Genomic DNA, 17,421 nt, shown 5'->3' with positions numbered 1-17,421 from the left:
TACTGGCCTCCCACCCCGGGAGTTCCCATGCGCCTCCTCGCCCTGGCCACCCTGCCCTGCGTCCTCGCCGCCGGGGGCGGCGAGACCGTCACGACCCGGAAGGACCGCCAGGCCCTGGCCGTGACCATCTACAACGACAACCTGGCCCTGGTGAAGGACCAGCGCGAGGTCCGGCTCCCCAAGGGCGACCTGGACCTGGCCTTCGCCGAGGTGTCGGCCCAGATCCGGCCCGAGACGGCCCTCCTCCGGAACCTCACCGAAGCCAAGGATTTCTGGATCAACGAGCAGAACTTCGACTTCGACCTGCTGACCCCGGCCAAGCTCCTGGAGAAGTACGTGGGCCGTCGCGTCACCGTCGTCTCCCAGCGTCCCAACCCGGACGGCGCCGGCGCCCGCGAGGCCCGGGAGGAGGCCGAGGTGCTGGCCACCAACAACGGGGTCGTCCTCAAGTTCGCCGACCGCATCGAGACTTCCGTCCCCGGGCGCATCGTCTTCCCCGGCGTCCCCGAGACCCTGCGGGCCCGGCCCACCCTGGTCCTGAACCTGCACTCGCCCCGGGAGCGGGCCCAGGGCCTGGAGCTGAGCTACCTGACGGGCGGCCTTTCCTGGCGGGCCGACTACGTGGCCAACCTGGCCCCGGACGAGAAGACGCTGGACCTGAGCGGCTGGGTGACCCTCACCAACCAGAGCGGCGCCGACTATCCGGACGCGACCCTGCAGCTGGTGGCCGGGGACGTCCACCGGGCACCCGTCCAGGCGCGCGCCGACATGTCCATGCGCTTTGCCGCCGCCCCGGCCGCGAAGGCGCCGGCCATGGCCGAGGAGAGCCTCTTCGAATACCACCTTTACACCTTGGACCGTCCCACCACCCTGAAGGAGAACCAGACCAAGCAGGTCGCCCTCCTCACCGCCCAGGGGGTGCCCGTGCGCAAGGAGTACGTCCTGCGGGGGGATTCGTACTGGTTCACCTCCCGGCGGGAGGACGTGGCCGATCGGCTCAAGGTGGCGGTCTTCATGGAGTTCGAGAACCGGGAGGCGGCCCGCATGGGCATGCCCCTGCCCAAGGGCGTCGTGCGCGTCTACAAGCGGGACAGCCAGGGCCGGCCCCAGTTCGTGGGCGAGGACACGATCGACCATACGCCCCGCAACGAGACGATCCGCCTCAAGCTGGGCGATGCCTTCGATGTGACGGCCACCCGCCGGCAGACCGACTTCAAGTCCCTGGGCGCCCAGGGCGCCGCCAAGCGGGTCTTCGAGGCGGCCTTCCAGGTGGACCTGAAGAACGCCAAGAAGGAGGCGGTCGCGGTGAACGTGCTGGAGAGCCTGCCCGGGGATTGGGAAATCGTTACGACCAGCCACGAGTACAAGAAAGAGAACAGCGGCCTTGCCCGCTTCTGCGTGACGGTTCCCGCCGAGGGCTCGGCCACCCTTGTGTACCGGGCGCGCATGCGCTGGTAAAAGCTGTGATATAGATCAACGCCAAAGATCGATTGAGCCGCTACCTTGATTGCGTGGTCGACCTGCCGCGCCTTTTTCACCGGCAAGGACGACGAGCCTGGCGGGCCGTGCATCCCTGGCGGCTTGACCCCATCGCGTCACGAGGGACGTGATTGTGTACCAGATGGGTCAGCTTTTCGCTCAAAAGGTGTAGTTAAATTCGATATTTTTATATCGATTTTGTTTTTCCCTAAACTAGGGCTTGGCAAACCGCATCCAGCCCAAGTCTCTCGGAGCACGCAATGGCGAACCAGGTGGCGGCCTTCTTCGAAAAGCTGAAAGCACGTGCCCACGCGGCGCTTGCTGAAAGCGGCGACGCGAACCGCATCAAAATCCAGATCGGCTCGGCCACGTGCGAACACGCGGCCGGTTCCCTCGAGGCCCTGGACGAGTTCCAGAAGCACATCCAGGCCTCGGGACGGGACGACATCATCATCCACCAGACGGGATGCACGGGCCGCTGCAGCAAGGAGCCCATCGTCGGGATCACCATGCCCGGCAAGATGCCCGTCAAGTACGAGCGGGTGGACCGGGCCCTCGTCCACAAGATCTTCAGCAGCCACATCCAGAAGGGCGAACCCCTTCCGGAGCACGCGCTGGACGGATCCCTGGACAACGTCGCCGAGCTGGAGTTCATCTTCTGCTACGGCCGCCGCTGCACCACGGGCCAGACCCTGAAGCACGCCTTCGACCGCAAGCTCAAGGAAGCCGGCCTTCCCGAGGGCCGCGTGAAGACGAGCCACGTGCGCTGCTTCGGCGCCTGCAGCGACGAGACGGAAGGCAAGTGCACCCACGTCCTCGTCAACCCCGACCAGGTCTTCTACCGCATCGCCACCGAGCAGGACCTGGACGACATGCTCGAGATGCACGCCCGCAAGGGTGAGGTCGTGGAGCGCCTGCGCGCCCCCGAGAAGCCCATCACCCAGGACTTCTACCAGACCTACGGCGACATCCACTTCTTCAACCACCAGAACCGCATCGCGATGCGCAACAGCGGCATCGTGGATCCCGAGAGCCTCGTCGAGTACGTGCGCCACGGCGGGTTCCAGGCCCTGGCCACCTCCCTCGGCAAGAACGATCCCCAGTGGGTCATCAACGAGGTCCTGAAGGCCCGGCTCCGGGGCCGCGGCGGCGGCGGCTTCCTCACCGGCAAGAAGTGGCAGATGGCCCACGACCAGGAGGAGAAGACCCGCTACCTCATCTGCAACGGCGACGAGGGCGATCCGGGCGCGTTCATGGACCGCGGGATGCTCGAGTCCGACCCCTACAACATCGTCGAGGGCATGATCATCGCCGCCTTCGCGATCGGGGCCCAGCACGGCTTCTACTACATCCGCGCCGAATACCCCCTGGCCATCAAGCGCATCCAGAAGGCCCTGGACGCCTGCCGTGAGGCCGGCCTCCTCGGCAAGAACATCATGGAGTCCGGCTGGGACTTCGACCTGGAGATCCGCCTCGGCGCCGGCGCCTTCGTCTGCGGCGAGGAGACGGCCCTCATCCGCTCCATCGAGGGCAAGCGCGGCCAGCCCAAGGTCCGGCCCCCCTACCCCGTGGTCCGCGGCCTGTGGGGCAAGCCCACCTGCATCAACAACGTCGAGACCTTCGCCAACATCAGCGCCATCATCAACTATGGCGGCGAGTGGTTCGCCAACCAGGGCACGGCCGAATCCGGCGGCACCAAGGTGTTCGCCCTGGCCGGCAACGTCAAGGAGACCGGCCTGGTGGAAGTGCCCCTCGGCACCCCCCTCTCCAAGGTCGTGTTCAACATCGGCGGCGGCGTCAAGGACGACAAGGCCCTGAAGGCCATCCAGACCGGCGGCCCCGCCGGCGGCTTCATCCCCGCGGCCCAGGCCGACATGGAAGTGGACTTCGGCCCCCTGGCCAAGGCCGGCTCCATCATGGGCTCCGGCGGCATGATCGTCCTCAGCGAGGACGACTGCATGGTCGACCTCTCCAAGTTCTACCTCTCCTTCACCCAGGAGGAGTCCTGCGGCAAGTGCACCCCCTGCCGCGAGGGCACGACCCGCATGCTGGAGATCCTGGAGAAGATCACCTCCGGCCGCGCCGAGCTCGGCGACCTCGACAAGCTCGAGCGCCTCGCCAGGCTCTGCCAGCAGACCGCCCTCTGCGGGCTCGGCCGCGCCGCGCCGAACCCGATCCTCAGCAGCCTCAAGGGGTTCAGGGACGAGTTCGTCGAGCACATCGTGGACAAGAAGTGCAAGGCCAAGAAGTGCGTCGCCCTCATCCGCTACCAGATCGACCCCGAGACCTGCATCGGATGCACCGTCTGCGCCCGCAATTGCCCGGTGGAATGCATCTCCGGCCAGCGCAAGACCGCCCACGTCATCGACCAGGAGCGCTGCGTGAAGTGCGGCCAGTGCTTCGAAGTCTGCCGCTTCGACGCCGTCGAGCGCGTCTGACCCCCGACAAGCACAGGATTCGACCATGACCGAGACCATGATCACCCTCACGATCGACAGCGAGACGGTGCAGGTGCCCAAGGGCACCACCGTGCTCAAGGCCGCCGAGAAGCTGGGCATCCACATCCCCCGCCTCTGCTACCACCCCAAACTGAGCCTTGAAGGCTCCTGCCGCATCTGCGTCGTCCAGGTGGAGGGCTTCTCCAGCTTCCTCACCGCCTGCAGCCATGAAGTCTGGGAAGGCATGAAAGTCCAGACCAACAGCCCCGAGATCCGCCAGGCCCGGCGCGACATCGTGGAACTGCTCCTGGACAACCACCCGATGGATTGCCAGACCTGCGACCGCGACGGCATCTGCGAGCTCCAGAAGCAGGCCTACCGCCTCGGCGTCCGCGAGCGGCTCTTCGAGGGCAAGCGCAAGCGCTTCCCCATCGACGACGCCAGCGAGTCCGTCGTCCGCACCCCCGAGAAGTGCATCCTCTGCGGCCGCTGCATCCGCGTCTGCAAGGAGGTCCAGGGCGTCCACAACCTCAGCCAGCACGGCCGCGGCTTCGAGACCGTCGTCGGCCCCGCCAACCTCGGGAAAATGGACGACTCCGCCTGCATCCAGTGCGGGCAGTGCATCAACGTCTGCCCCACCGCCGCCTTCCTCGAGAAGGACCACACCGAGCGCGTCTGGCAGGCCCTGGCCCTTCCCCGCGACGTCAAGCACATCGTCGTCCAGCCCGCCCCCTCCATCCGCGCGGCCATCGGCGAGTGCTTCGGGATGCCCATCGGCACCCCGGTCACCGGCAAGCTCATCACGGCCCTGCGCCGCCTGGGCTTCGACGCCGTCTTCGACACCAACTTCGGCGCCGACCTCACCATCATCGAGGAGGCCAACGAGTTCCTCCGCCGCATGAGCGGCGAGGGCCCCCTGCCCCTGCTGACGTCCTGCTCCCCGGGCTGGGTGAGCTTCCTCGAGAAGTTCTACCCCGAGATGATCCCCTTCACCTCCACCTGCAAGTCCCCCATGAGCATGCTCAGCACGCTCAGCAAGACCCACTACGCGGAGAAGAAGGGCCTGCGTCCCGACCAGGTCTACATGGTCGCCATCATGCCCTGCGTGGCCAAGAAGTTCGAGGCCGCCCGCCCCGAGCACGCCATGGAGGACGGCACCCCCTACACCGACGCGGTGCTCACCACCCGCGAACTGGCCTGGATGATCAAGAGCTACGGCATCGACTTCCAGAACCTGCCCGACGGTGAATTCGACCGTCCCCTGGGCATCTCCTCCGGCGCGGCCGATATCTTCGGCGCCACCGGCGGCGTGATGGAGGCCGCCCTGCGCACCGCCGCCGTCAAGCTGACGGGCGACGAGCTCGGCCCCCTGGTCTTCGAGGACGTCCGCGGCGTCACCGGCATCAAGGAGGCCACCCTCACCCTCGACGGCAAGGAGATCAACATCGCGGTCAGCAACGGCCTCACCAACGCCAAGACCCTCCTCGAGGCGGTGAAGTCCGGCGGCAAGCAGTACCACCTGATCGAGATCATGGCCTGCCCTGGCGGCTGCGTCGCCGGCGGCGGCCAGCCCTACCCCCCCTTCGACATGGACGTGCTGGATCCCCAGCTGCCCAAGCTCCGCGCGAAGGCCCTCTACCAGATCGACCACGACAAGCAGCTGCGCCGCTCCCATGAGAACCCCGCCATCGAGCACCTCTACCAGGAGTTCCTCGGCGAACCCAACGGGGAGAAGGCCCACGCGCTGCTCCACACCCACTACCACGCCCGGATGCCCAGGGGGATCAAGTGAGCGCCACCGTGAACACCGACAACTGGCCGGCCATCAAGGCTGCTGCCGAAGCCGCCCTGCCCGCGAAGGTCGTGGAATTCATCGCCAGCCTGAAGGGCCAGACCCACGCCGAAAGCCACCTCATCGCCATCCTGCACATGGTGCAGGCCGAGAACGGCTGGCTCAGCCCCGAGACGATGGAAGCCGTGGCCCAGCTGGCCCAGATCCCCCTGGCCAAGGTCACCGGGGTCGCGACCTTCTACCACTACTTCCGCCTCCAGCCGCGCGGCAAGCACATGATCAACGTCTGCCTCGGCACCGCCTGCTACGTGAAGGGCGCCGACAAGATCAGCCAGCGCCTCATGGACAACCTGGGCATCGCCTTCGGCGAGACCACGAAGGACGGCATGTTCAGCCTGGAGAGCACCCGCTGCCTGGGCACCTGCGGCCTGGCCCCCGTCGTGATGATCGACGACCAGGTCCACGGGCCCGTCACCCCCGGCGAGGTCGGCCTGATCCTCGAGAAGTACCTCAAGAAGGACAAGGTCAAGGCCTAGTCCGCATCCTCCCGGAGCCGGGGCGGCGCGATCTCCATGATCGCGCCGCCCCGGTCGCATGATCGGCCCAGGAAGACCAGGCCCGTCCGGCCCGGGCTCCGGTAGGATGGTGGCATGGCCCCCAAGGGTTGGCAGCGGTTCGTGTCCCGGCTGCGGCGTCTGCCGCTGCGGCTCCGCCGTGTCCTGCGCGGGGGCACCGAGGGCCTGCACGTGTCCAAGGTGAAGGGCGCGGGCCTGACCTTCGTGGAGAACCGGCCCTACGTGCCCGGCGACGACCCCCGGGCCATCAACTGGCCCCTCACCGCCCGCACCGGCGAGCCCATCATCAAGACCTTCCAGTCGAGCCGCGAACTCATCGTGTGGCTCGTGGTGGATCCCTCCCCCAGCATGTTCCTCGGGGATCCGGTCAGCCCCATCCGCTGGGCCCTGGAGATCGCGGGCGCCGCCCAGGCCACCACCGCCGCCGGCAAGGACCGCCTGGGCCTCCTGGTGCCCGGGGACGCGGACACCCCCGCGCTCCGCCTCGCCCCGCGCCGGGGCCGGGTGGCCGGCCTCCACCTCCTGGAGGCCCTGGCCCAGCGCGGTCCCGCCATCCCCACCGAAGCCTCCTGGCAGGAGGCCCTGGGGCACTGGGGCGAGCGCGGCCGCGGCCACCGCCTGTGGATCCTCAGCAACGGCGCGGGCCTCCAGGGCCTCGGGCCCCTCATCAAGCCCATCGCGGCCCGCCACCGGGTGATCTGGTTCCGGCCCGAGCAGCCCCACTACCGCCACATGCCCAACTGGCCCGACCCCGGCTTCCCGGCCACGGTGGAGCTGCAGCACTGGAACATCATGGAGGATCCGGTGACGCGCCTGGGCACCTGGCTCCGCACGGGAGGGGCCTGATGGGCGCCCCCGTCTGGAAGGCCCCCGCCGAGCTGCCCATGGGCAGGCTGAGCGTCCTCGAACTGCGCGAGGAGGACCCGGGCGCGCCGCCCCTGCCGCGCCCCGGCGAGGAGCGCCTGCGCCCCCTGGCCGTGCGCGGCATGGACCCCCTCAAGGACGGCCGCGGCTGGCGCATCACCGTGCAGCCCCTGGGACCCGGCCTGGCGGTCATCCGGCCCATGGACCTGGGCGACGGCCGGCTCACCCCCGAACTGCGGATTCCCGTGCCCCGCACCGTGCCCTTCGGCGACCCCTGGGTCGCGGTGGGCGGGGGCCGGGAGGACATCCTGCCCTACGTGCCCTTCCCCTGGGCCTGGTCGAGCCTCCTCCTCCTGCCCCTCGCCGCCGCCGTCTGGGCCGGCTGGGCCCATCACCGCAAGGGCTCTGCCGCCCGCCGCCTGCGCCAGGCGAGGCGGGCCTTCACCCACGCCTACCCGCCCCCCACCGGGGAGCGCGCCCGCCTGGACGCGGCCCACGCGGCGGGCCGGGCGCTGCTGGCCGCCCACCTGGGCGAGCAGGCCCTGGGCTGGGGGGCCGAGGACTTCGCCGCACGTCGGCTTGAGCCTTGGGCCGCCTGGGTCCGGGCCCTGGATGCTGCCCGGTTTTCCGGCACCCAACCCGCCTTCCCCGCCCTCCTGACCCTCCTCACCTCCCTGGAGGGCCGATGACCCTCGAGGTCCGCTACCCCTGGCTCCTCCTCCTGTTGCTGCCGGGGATCTGGCTGGCCGTCCGCACCAGCTACCGCTGGGGCATCCCCAGCTCCCGCCCCTCCGGCAGGTGGGCCCGCTGGGCCTCCCATACCCTGCCCGCCCTCATCGTCTCCCTGCTCGTTGTGGCGGCCGCCGTGCCCGAGCGGCGCCTGGGCGTGAAGGGCCTTGCCCCCGTGGTGGATTTCGCGGTGGTCCTGGACGGCTCCAGTTCCATGAAGGCCCTGGACGGCGGCGCCCAGGAGGACCGCTGGAACGCCGCCCGGCGCCTGCTCAAGCTCTTCATCGCGGGGCGTCCCGACGACCGCTTCGCCCTCGTGCTCTTCAGCGCCCACCCCGTCACCCTGTGCCCCCTCACCGCCGACCACGTGCGGCTCTGGACCATCCTGGAGCGCCTGGAGCTGGAGAGCCGGGACGACGGCACCGCCATCGGCAGCGCCCTCATGACCGCGGTCCGCCGCCTTTCGGACAGCCCGGCCCGCAGCCGGGTCATCCTCCTCCTCACGGACGGCGCCCAGAACCGGGGCCGGGTGGACCCGGACGAGGCCGCCCGGGAGGCCAAGCGCAACGGCATCCGCATCCACACCGTCGCCATGGGCGGCGCCACCGACGCCCTCTACCCCCTGGACGGGGGCGGCTTCGCCAGCCTGCGGGTGGACACGGACCCGGAGACCCTCAAGGCCATCGCCCAGGCCACGGGCGGCGAGGCCTTCCGGGCCGATGACCCCGCGGGCCTCGCCCGGAGCATGGCCGCCATCGACCGCCTGGAAAAGACGGCGCTCCCGGTGGACGCCCCCACGGAGGGCCGGCCCCTGTCCCGCTGGTTCCTCCTGGCCGCGGGCCTTCTGGCCCTCCCCCTGGCGCTGGACCTGGGCCGCAAGCGCGGCCGGCCCGCGCCGGCCTGGATGGCGGCCCCATGATGCCCGGCACCTTCACCCATCCCGCCCTCCTGGCCCCCGCCCTGGCCCTGGCGGCCGTCGCCCTCCTGCTGGGCGCCTGGGCCCAGACCCGGCCGGGCCTGGGGGTGCGCGTGGTGGGCCAGCACCCCCTCGCCCAGGGGCTGGGCCTGGCCCTCGTCCTGGCCGGGGCCGGCCTCGGCCTCGCGGAGCCGCGGTGGGGCACCCCGGAGGCCCCCCGCCTCACGGTGCGCATCCTCCTGGACGCCAGCCGCTCCATGGGGGTCCGGGATGCGGACGGCCCCGCGGGCGCCACCCGCACCCGCTGGGAGGCCGCCCTGGCGGACCTGGACCGCCTCTGGTCCCAGCCCAACCCCGGCATCCTCTTCAGCCTGGACCTGCTCACCGGGGACGCCCTCCCCCTCCTGCCCCCCGGCGACGACCTCAAGCTCCTGCGCGACGCCCCCCGGGCCGTGACCCCCGGCGAGATCGGCTCCCCCGGCACGAGCCTCGGGCGGGGGATCCCCCAGGCGGCAGCCCAGGCCGCCCCCCGGGCCCCGGAGATCCTCCTCCTGCTCACGGACGGCGAGGAGACGTGGGAGACCGAAGCCGCGGCCATCGCCCGCGCCTCGGCGCCCCTGCGCAAGGCCCAGGTTCCCCTCTTCGCCCGCTGCTACGGCAAGGAGGAGGCCCTGCCGGTGGGCCGGGCCCCGGGCCAGGACGAACTGCTCTTCAGCAAGGCGCACCCCGCCTTCCTGGCCGCGCTGGCCGAGGCCTGCGGCGGCCGCGCGCTCAAGCCCGGCGAGGATCTCCACGACCTGTTCCAGAGCCTGGCCGAGGGCAAGACGCCCCTGCCCATGACCCGGTCCCGCATCCCCGCCCACCCGGAGGCCGGCGCCTGGATGGCCCTGGCGGGCATCTGCATCTGGCTGGCCGCCGCCGGGCGGCCCATGCGCACCTGGCGGCCCTTCCTGGCCGTCCTGGTCCTGCTGGGGGCCCCGGCCCCCGCCCGGGCCGGCCTCCCCCAGTCCATCCAGGCCTGGCTGGCCCAGAGCGCCCTGGAGCGGGGCGACCTGCAGGCGGCTGACCGCTGGAAGCCCCGGGGTGACCGCCCCGCCCATCGTCTGCTCCGGGCTGAAATCGAACTGCGGGGCAAGGCCCCCGCGGCCGCCCTCACCTCGCTGGCCCCCCTCATCGGCCAGGGTGCGCCCCGGCCGCTGCCCCCCTGGCGCATCCCCGCCCTTCTGATGGCCGCCCGGGCCGCCATGGACCTGGATCGCCCGGACGAGGCCCGGGCCTTTCTGGAGCGGGCGCTGATCGAGCAGCCCGGCCGGGAGGAAGCCATCCACAACCTCCAGACCCTGCTCCGGGATCCCGGTCCGCCGCCCCCGCCCCCGCGCAAGCCCCCCCCGCCGCCCCCCAGCCAAGCCTCCCGCCAGGATGAGCTCGACGGCCTCAAGCAGCGCCTGCCCCCCAAGAAACCCGGGGGCGTGAAGGATCTCTAGGAATCCGCCTCCTGGTCCAGGAAATCGGGGGGCCGCTCGTACCGGATCTCCACCCCGTCCAGCCGGGCGTACTCGGCGTTGAGGGAACGGATGATCGAGCGGTACCGGTCGGCGGTGATGAGGTAGCCCTGGCCCGTCCCCTGGCAGTTCCGGTCGATCATGAGCAGATCGGTGCCCTCGGGGGTCCGGTGGGTGTTGAAGGGGTAGGTCCGGCAGGCGGACCACCGTTTGTCGTAGGCCCCGCACAGGTTGCCCACCAGGTGGGGGCAGTCGCCCCCGTCGAGGACGAGGTCGTCGATGGCGTGGATGTTCCGGCAGCAGGCCCCGCACCGGATGCAGCTGTACCGGGTCTGCCCGGGGAGCACGAACGCGAAGGACCAGAACCCCATCTCCCCCGACGCCAGGTAGACCGCGTCGGGGATGGGCCCCTGGTGGTGCTCCAGGAAGGCCCGGAGGGGATTGGGGGTGTCGTTGCAGCGCGCCAGGAGGGCGAAATCGATGCGGCTGGAGGCGTGCTTCATGGGGCGGATCCTGGCGCCGGGGCGGCGTCCCGAAAGGCTATCACGCCCTCCGGGGGTTCACACCTGGGCGCCCAGGAGCCCCACGGACACGCCGTTGGCCTTCAGGAACCGCGTGGCCTGCTGGTTGAGCACCACGAGGCAGATCAGGTTCACGAGGGGAATGAACATGGCGAGGATCCAGGCCACGGGATTCTTGTCCAGCGCCTTGCAGAGCTTGAACACGCACCAGATGGAGAAGCCCATCACGGCCAGGGCCACGGGGAGCATCAGGAGCACCGCCACGCCTCCCGTCCTGAAGAGCACATTGGAGACGAGGCTCGCGAGGATGCTGATCAGCAGCAGGCGCTGGGCCCGGGCGACCTCGGCCACCTGGAGCCCTCCCCCGGCGGGATCGGCCACGGGGGACGCTGGAGGGATGTACGGATTCTCGTTCATGGGCACTCCTGGTTCCAGGGTAGCGGAAGCGGGTCCCCGGCTCAGGGCCTGGCCGCGAGCCGAAGGAGGACGATGGCCCAGGGGAGCGCGCAGGCGATGAGGAGGGCGGGAATGCCCCGCTGGATGGCCCGCGACGGGGCCCGCAGGTAGGCGTACCGGCCCACCAGGACGGCCACAGCCACCAGGGCCAGGGTGCTGGGCATGGCCAGCTCCCAGGGCCCGGTCCCGATCCCTTCCTGGCTGGCGGCCAGGAATCCGATCCGGGCGCTGGCCGCGAGCGCGAGCGCGCCCAGGGCCATGGCCAACAGGCCCAGGCCCCAGCGGCTGGGGGAGGCATCGCGGCGGGGTGGCGTCTTCATGGGAACCTCGCGGGCACCGGGCGCGGGGTCCTGGGCGGACCCTGCTTCACGTGGGGGGGATCCCCCAGCTTAACCCGGATCCGCCGGCGCGGGGGGCCCTCCCGGGGGCCTGGCGCGCCGGGAGCGCCTACGGGGTGACCAGCTTCTTCACCTTGTCGTAGTACTTCACCTTCGCTTCCGCCGTGGCCTCGGGCTTGAACTTGAGGATGCCCAGGGTGAAGTCGAACCCGTGCTCCTGGATGGGCCTGCCCACCTTCGCCTGGGCGGGGATGAGCACGAGGAGGTTCGGGATCTGGTCCTTGGGCGCGACGGGCACGTAGTAGTTCCAGTAGACCACCGGCAGGTGGTTCATCGCCGCGAACTTGCCCCCGGGCGGCAGGGGCTCGCCGAGGGCGACGCGCAGGACCTCGCCCAGGCTCTCCGCGGCGGCCATCACCACCTGGGCCTTCTGGCCCTCCCCCGGGGCGTCCTGGGAACCGCCGCCTCCGGCCTGGGACATGCTTCCGGCAAGGCCGGCGAAGGCGCTCAGGCCCGCCACGGGCAGGCTCATCTCCGGGCCCTTGTGCCCCCCGGCGCCGGGGCCTTCGAGGCGGTCGTCGCCGGTGGCGAACCAGGTCTCCCCGGCCAGGCTGCGGACGTTGGCCCCCCTCGTGTTGTAGGCGTTGTGGTAGAAGTTCGCCATGGCCCCGGTGACGAGGGCCCCCTTCCCGGCCGCGACCTGGGCGAAGGCGTTCTGGCTCTTCTCCGCCCAGGCCACAACCGCCTTGGTCAGCTCCCGGTCCTCCATCATGTGCCCGAAGGCGAAGAGGTCCGTGAAGCTGTGGAGGGCCGCGGCCTCGAAGTGCATGGCCAGCTGGAGCGTGCCGGGGTCCTTGGCGTACTCCAGCGCCTGGCTGTGCCAGGTCGAGTAGGCCTCGACGGCCTCCGCGGAGAAGTGGGTGTAGTTGTTGGAGGCGAGCTTGACCATGTAGTCGAACTCCTCCTTCGAAGGCTCCTTCTGGCCGCTGACGATCTGCTTGAGGGAAGCGGCCCGGCTGGAGAAGGCCGCGTCGTTCACGTCCTCGGGCTTCAGGACCCAGTCCCCGTAGATGGCCACCATGTCCCCCAGGCTGAACGTCGCGAAGGGGGGCTGGTGGTCCACCTGGGCGACGATGGGCTCGTCCGGGTTCGCCTCCGCGCCGCCGGCGCGGCCCAGCAGGGCCAGGAGCCTGGCGGAGGTCCCCTCCTTCTCCTTGTCCAGGTCGGCCAGGGCCTTGGTCCAGGCGCCGTCGCCCAGGGCCTTGTGTTCGGGGCTGCCCCAGGCCGAGGCCGGCACCGCGCCGGCGGCCAGGACGAGGGCCAGGATCGGAATCATGATTTTCATAGGCGGGATCCCCTGTGGGCTCCCACCAATATCCGTCCGTATTATGAATGGTCAATAGGCTGGATCCGGCGATTCCCGCGGCCGGCCTCAGAACTTGAACACGAGCCCGAAGCCCGCGCCGTTGCGGTCGAGCTTGATGTCCAGGTCGTCCTTGATGGAGCCGTTGGGCACCTTCCAGGATTCGTTGGCCACGAAGGCGCGCACCCCGAGCCAGTCCAGGGGGAAGTACCGCACGTCCCCCCCCGCGTGATGGTAGGTGGCGCCCTTGTAGCCCACGTAGTGGTAGTAGCCCCGGAAGGAGAAGCGGCGGTCGCCGCTCATGTAGCCCAGGGACGGTCCGATCTGGGGCATGGGGAGGCCGGACTTGAAGGTCGCGTCGGCCTTCTGCCCGAAGACGTAGTTCACCGCGTGCGCCTCGGCCTCGATGGAGGTCCCCCGGGCGCCCAGGTCCACGCCGATCCAGAAGCCCGGCGCCCGCATGAACCGGATGGTCCAGTTGAAGGTGTAGTTGGTGGCCTTCACCCGGCTCTGGACGGTGGCCTGGGCCGCGAAATCCTGTCCGCTGATGGTGATGTCCCGCTGGATCTGGTTCAGGCCGGCGTACTTCTGGCTCTCCATGGAGGCCTCGAGCCCGAAACGCGGTCCCTGGTATTCCACGGCGAAGCCGGGGCCGGCTCCGTCCTTGGCCAGGGCCAGGTCCTTCACCAGGTCGAAGTTGACGGCCTTCCCGTCCTGGGTGCCGAGGTAGGCGCCCTCGAGGGTCGGACGGATCTGGTGCACGTCCAGGTACCAGGTCCCCTCTCCCCCCATCAGGGGCAGGGCGGCGGCGAGGGCGGCGGTGGCGAGGGTGGACCGCATGGGGCCTCCTGGAGGTCAGCTGCCGAGGGTGAAGGTGGCGCCGTTGATGGTCACCGTGCCGTTGGAGAAGGTGACGTTCACGGTCTCGGGATCCGTCTGCCCCGCGCGGGCGTCCTTCACCGTGAAGGCTCCGGAGACTGGGTAGCCTCCGGTGGAGCCCCAGGTGAGGGGGCTCGTGATGGTCACCCCGATGCTGTCGGCGGTCCCGGCCGCGAAGCCGTAGGTGCCCTGGAGGGTGTAGCCCGTGCTGGTGGTGGCCGCCGTCAGGTCCGCCGTGAAGGTCCAGGCCTTGGTGTTGGCGGGGTTGGCGGTGTCGGTGACGGTGAGCTTGCAGCCGGTCTGGGTCTTCAGGGTCCCGGAGGTCGCCCCGGCGACGATGTCCATCCGGCCCGTGTAGGCCCAGGAGACCGTCGGGCTGAAGGTGTTGACGAGGGTCCCGAAGTCGAGGACGTAGTTGTGGGTGGCTCCCACCGGGCTGTCCGTCACGGTGGCGGTGCCGTTGAGGGCGCCGCCCGTCGCGCTCTTGCAGCCGTTGAACGTCAGGGTCAGGACGTTGCCCGCCTGGACGTGGTTCACGCAGGCCGGGTAGCTGGCGCCGAAGAGGCCCTGGAAGGTGGCCGCGAGGTCGATGAACCCGAAGGTGGCCACCCCGCCCGGGGAGCTCTTGAGGCTGGCGTCGGTGGGGTTGGTCACCGTGGCGGTGGTCTCGGTGCTGCACCCCGCCAGCCCCAGGAGGCCGGCGGAAACGATGAGGAATTTCAGGTTCATGGGTGCTCCCGCATAAATACCTTATCGATTTCCGCAGGCGAGGGTCCCCTCAGGGGTGGGGTTGGCTCAAATATAGGCGGTCACTTCCGCTTGGCCACTTCCTGGTTGATCCAGGCCGCGAACTGATCCGGGGGGAGGTAGCCGGGCATCGCGGCCACCACGTTCCCGTCCGCGTCCAGGAGGAAGAGGCTGGGGAAGCCCTCGATCTTGAACTTCTTCTCGACCCAGGCGTCGGCGGTGGGGGTGCCGTTCTTGAGCTGGGTCTTGAGGGAGAGGGGGACGACCCGGGCCAGGGCCGCCTTGGCGACCGGGCTAGGGAACGTCTCCTTCTGGAGGCGGATGCACCAGCCGCACCACTCGGTCCAGACGTCCATGAAGATGAGCTTGTGCTCCTTGCGGGCCCGGGCCTGGGCCGCGGGGAGGGAGGTCTCCCAGCCGGGTTCCGCGGCGAAAAGCGAACCGGCGACGACGAAGGGGATCAGCAGGGCTTTCATCCAGGCTCCTTGGCGCCCCGGGACGGGGCGGGTGCAACAACCCTAGCGCCTTTGCCCGGCTAACCGGAAGGGGCCCCTGCCCGTAACCCCCACAGCCGGCCGACAAACCCCAACCCATCGGAGAACCCCCATGCGTGCCCTGCCCGCCATCCTCGCCCTCTCCACCGTCCTGGCCGCGCCCCTCAAGGCCGAAGCGCCCAAGTTCATCAAGGTGGACATCACCAGCAAGACCATGATCCAGAAGGACAATCCCGACGGCCCCTCGGAAGTCCACATCCGCGTCCCCGTGTCCCTGGCCAAGGGCGTCCTCGAGATGGCCGGCGACAAGAACGTCAAGGTGAACCACAAGCACGTCCGCGACATCAAGGTCGACGAACTGCTCCGCCTCCTGGAGAACGCCAGGCCCGGCGATCTGCTCCTCGAGATCACCACGGACAAGGGCGACCTGGTGAAGATCACCGTACAATAGGCGGATGCCGATCATCCACGAGACGCCCATCCGAGTCCGCTACGCCGAAACCGACGCCATGGGGATCGTCCACCACGCGGTCTATCCCGTGTGGATGGAACTGGGACGCTCCGACCTGCTCAGGGCCATGGGCCAGAGCTACGGCGAATGGGAGGCCCAGGGCTACATGATGGGCGTCGCCTCCATCCAGCTGACGTACCGGGCCCCGGCCCGGTACGACGAGCTGGTGACGGTCCGGACCCGGGTCCGGGAGGCGAACCGGCGCAAGATCGTCTTCGCCTACGAGATCGTCCGGGACGGGGTCCGGCTGGTGGAGGGGGAGACCGTCCACATCGTCACCGGCCCCGACGGGCGGAGCCGGACCCTGCCCGACCCGATGCTGGCCCTGGTGACCTCCGCCTTATAGAATCAAGGGATGAGCCTGAAGCGCATCTCCCTCCACAACACGCTCACCCGTCGGGTCGAACCGGTGGAGCCCCTGTCCGAAGGGGTCGTCACCATGTACACCTGCGGGCCCACGGTGTACAACTTCGCCCACATCGGCAACCTGCGGACCTTCCTGTTCCAGGACCTGCTGAAGCGGACCTTCATGGCCGCCGGCTACGAGGTCCGGCACTGCATGAACATCACCGACGTGGAGGACAAGATCATCCGGGACTCCCAGAAGGGCCTCCCCGCCGACGCCTCCAACGAGGCCCGGCACGCGGCCATGAAGGCGCTGACGGACCGCTACACGGAGGCCTTCCTGGCCGACACCGCCGCGCTGGGCATCATCCAGCCCACCTACGTCCCCCGGGCCACCCAGTACATCCCCCGGATGATCGCCCTGGTCCAGGACCTGGAGGCGAAGGGCCTCGCCTACGCCCGCGAGGGCAGCGTCTACTACCGGATCTCCGGCCTCCCCCAGTACGGCTGCCTCGCCCACCTCGACCGGGAGGGCATGCGCCTGGGCACCTCCGTCGACGCGGACGAGTACGAGCGCGACGCCGTCCAGGACTTCGTCCTCTGGAAGGCCACCCGCCCCGGCGAGCCGAGCTGGGAGAGCCCCTGGGGCCCCGGACGCCCCGGCTGGCACATCGAGTGCTCTGCCATGGGCATCGAGCTCCTCGGGGAGCGCATCGACATCCACAGCGGCGGCATCGACCTGGTGTTCCCCCACCACGAGAACGAGATCGCCCAGAGCGAGGGATGCCTGGGCCACCAGTGGGTCAACACCTGGGTCCACGGCGAGTTCCTGCTCGTGGACGGGGAGAAGATGTCCAAGAGCCTCGGCAACTTCTACACCCTGCGCGACCTGGTCGAGAAGGGGTACAGCCCCGCGAGCTTCCGCTTCGCCATCCAGAGCAACCACTACCGCAAGGTCCTCAACTTCTCCCTCGAGGGCCTGAAGGCGGCCGACAACGCCCTCAAGCGGATCCGGATCTTCCGCCGCCGCATGGAGGGGGCCGGCGCCCCCGGCGCCGGGACCTGGAAGGAGGCCGTGGATCCCTCCGCCCGCGTCGCCGAGGCCCGCGAGGCCTTCTGGAAGGCCATGGCCGACGACCTCAACGCCCCCGAGGCCCTCGCCGCGATCTTCACGCTGGTCACCGACATCAACGCCCACGACGACCGGATCGCCCTGACCCGGGAGGAGCGGGACGCCGTCCTGGCCTTCCTCGACGAGACCGACGCCATCTTCGCCGGCTGGCCCCACGAGGAGGACGCCCTGGACGCGCGGGTGGAGGCCCTCATCGAGCGCCGGAAGGCCGCCAAGGCCGCCAGGAACTGGGCCGAGGCGGACCAGGTCCGCGACGAGCTGAAGGCCATGGGCATCGTCCTCGAGGACCGGAAGGACGGCTCCGTGGGCTGGCGCCGCGCCTAGGCTGTGTTCGGAATCT

General features: G+C 69.9%; 18 protein-coding genes. 11 read left to right on the top strand and 7 right to left on the bottom strand.

Annotated elements, in window-relative coordinates:
• The first annotated feature begins 27 nt into the window (after nucleotides 1-27).
• The 8 genes from R2J75_RS06685 (at nucleotide 28) to R2J75_RS06650 (ending at nucleotide 10,277) form a co-directional block, all read left to right on the top strand.
• Entirely contained in the window at nucleotides 28-1,458 is a 1,431-nt protein-coding gene (locus R2J75_RS06685; RefSeq protein WP_243335343.1) for a DUF4139 domain-containing protein, read from the top strand.
• A 281-nt stretch (nucleotides 1,459-1,739) separates the two neighbouring features.
• Nucleotides 1,740-3,917, top strand: coding sequence for an NADH-ubiquinone oxidoreductase-F iron-sulfur binding region domain-containing protein (locus R2J75_RS06680; protein ID WP_243335341.1), 2,178 nt, complete (start codon nucleotides 1,740-1,742; stop codon nucleotides 3,915-3,917).
• Between the two features lie 25 nt (nucleotides 3,918-3,942).
• On the top strand, nucleotides 3,943-5,709 hold the full coding sequence (locus tag R2J75_RS06675) for an NADH-dependent [FeFe] hydrogenase, group A6 (RefSeq protein WP_243335339.1): 1,767 nt from the start codon (nucleotides 3,943-3,945) through the stop codon (nucleotides 5,707-5,709).
• Nucleotides 5,706-6,245: an NADH-quinone oxidoreductase subunit NuoE gene (gene nuoE / locus R2J75_RS06670; protein WP_243335338.1), complete on the top strand. Its 540-nt coding sequence runs from the start codon at nucleotides 5,706-5,708 to the stop codon at nucleotides 6,243-6,245. The genes R2J75_RS06675 and nuoE overlap by 4 nt, the downstream gene beginning before the upstream one ends.
• A gap of 114 nt (nucleotides 6,246-6,359) precedes the next feature.
• Complete coding sequence (locus tag R2J75_RS06665; protein WP_243347224.1) at nucleotides 6,360-7,130, top strand: DUF58 domain-containing protein; 771 nt, start codon at nucleotides 6,360-6,362, stop codon at nucleotides 7,128-7,130.
• Nucleotides 7,130-7,837 (top strand): hypothetical protein, encoded by a 708-nt coding sequence (locus tag R2J75_RS06660; protein WP_243335334.1) that lies wholly within the window; start codon nucleotides 7,130-7,132, stop codon nucleotides 7,835-7,837. Before R2J75_RS06665 ends, R2J75_RS06660 begins: the two co-directional genes overlap by 1 nt.
• On the top strand, nucleotides 7,834-8,796 hold the full coding sequence (locus tag R2J75_RS06655; protein ID WP_243335332.1) for a VWA domain-containing protein: 963 nt from the start codon (nucleotides 7,834-7,836) through the stop codon (nucleotides 8,794-8,796). Before R2J75_RS06660 ends, R2J75_RS06655 begins: the two co-directional genes overlap by 4 nt.
• Nucleotides 8,793-10,277: a vWA domain-containing protein gene (locus tag R2J75_RS06650; RefSeq protein WP_316411354.1), complete on the top strand. Its 1,485-nt coding sequence runs from the start codon at nucleotides 8,793-8,795 to the stop codon at nucleotides 10,275-10,277. Before R2J75_RS06655 ends, R2J75_RS06650 begins: the two co-directional genes overlap by 4 nt.
• Here the strand turns inward: R2J75_RS06650 and R2J75_RS06645 are convergent.
• The 7 genes from R2J75_RS06645 to R2J75_RS06615 form a co-directional block, all read right to left on the bottom strand.
• On the bottom strand, nucleotides 10,274-10,798 hold the full coding sequence (locus tag R2J75_RS06645) for a YkgJ family cysteine cluster protein (RefSeq protein WP_243347213.1): 525 nt from the start codon (nucleotides 10,796-10,798) through the stop codon (nucleotides 10,274-10,276). The genes R2J75_RS06650 and R2J75_RS06645 overlap by 4 nt on opposite strands.
• Nucleotides 10,799-10,855: 57 nt before the next feature.
• Entirely contained in the window at nucleotides 10,856-11,233 is a 378-nt protein-coding gene (locus tag R2J75_RS06640; RefSeq protein WP_243335993.1) for a hypothetical protein, read from the bottom strand.
• A gap of 41 nt (nucleotides 11,234-11,274) precedes the next feature.
• On the bottom strand, nucleotides 11,275-11,592 hold the full coding sequence (locus tag R2J75_RS06635) for a hypothetical protein (RefSeq protein ID WP_243335992.1): 318 nt from the start codon (nucleotides 11,590-11,592) through the stop codon (nucleotides 11,275-11,277).
• Between the two features lie 127 nt (nucleotides 11,593-11,719).
• A complete protein-coding gene (locus R2J75_RS06630; protein ID WP_316411353.1) occupies nucleotides 11,720-12,955 on the bottom strand; it encodes a hypothetical protein in 1,236 nt (411 codons plus the stop codon).
• Nucleotides 12,956-13,042: 87 nt separating this feature from the next.
• Nucleotides 13,043-13,813: a hypothetical protein gene (locus R2J75_RS06625; protein ID WP_243335988.1), complete on the bottom strand. Its 771-nt coding sequence runs from the start codon at nucleotides 13,811-13,813 to the stop codon at nucleotides 13,043-13,045.
• A gap of 15 nt (nucleotides 13,814-13,828) precedes the next feature.
• Nucleotides 13,829-14,581 (bottom strand): hypothetical protein, encoded by a 753-nt coding sequence (locus R2J75_RS06620; protein WP_243335986.1) that lies wholly within the window; start codon nucleotides 14,579-14,581, stop codon nucleotides 13,829-13,831.
• 80 nt (nucleotides 14,582-14,661) lie between these two features.
• Entirely contained in the window at nucleotides 14,662-15,075 is a 414-nt protein-coding gene (locus tag R2J75_RS06615) for a thioredoxin family protein (RefSeq protein ID WP_243335984.1), read from the bottom strand.
• 130 nt (nucleotides 15,076-15,205) lie between these two features.
• On the opposite strand from R2J75_RS06615, the gene R2J75_RS06610 reads away from it, so the two are divergent.
• Genes R2J75_RS06610 through cysS form a run of 3 tightly spaced genes read left to right on the top strand, consistent with a single transcriptional unit; the run spans nucleotide 15,206 to nucleotide 17,405 of the window.
• Complete coding sequence (locus R2J75_RS06610; RefSeq protein WP_243335981.1) at nucleotides 15,206-15,544, top strand: hypothetical protein; 339 nt, start codon at nucleotides 15,206-15,208, stop codon at nucleotides 15,542-15,544.
• A gap of 4 nt (nucleotides 15,545-15,548) precedes the next feature.
• The gene (locus R2J75_RS06605; protein ID WP_243335977.1) at nucleotides 15,549-15,950 is read left to right on the top strand and encodes an acyl-CoA thioesterase; all 402 of its coding nucleotides are present in this window, start codon (nucleotides 15,549-15,551) and stop codon (nucleotides 15,948-15,950) included.
• A gap of 9 nt (nucleotides 15,951-15,959) precedes the next feature.
• Nucleotides 15,960-17,405, top strand: coding sequence for a cysteine--tRNA ligase (gene cysS / locus R2J75_RS06600; protein ID WP_243347208.1), 1,446 nt, complete (start codon nucleotides 15,960-15,962; stop codon nucleotides 17,403-17,405).
• The last annotated feature ends 16 nt before the right edge of the window (nucleotides 17,406-17,421 follow it).

The organism is Mesoterricola sediminis (genome assembly GCF_030295425.1).
GTDB classification, from domain to species: domain Bacteria; phylum Acidobacteriota; class Holophagae; order Holophagales; family Holophagaceae; genus Mesoterricola; species Mesoterricola sediminis.
The sequence above is the reverse complement of the archived record's forward strand: the minus strand, read 5'-3'. Positions and strand labels throughout refer to the sequence as shown.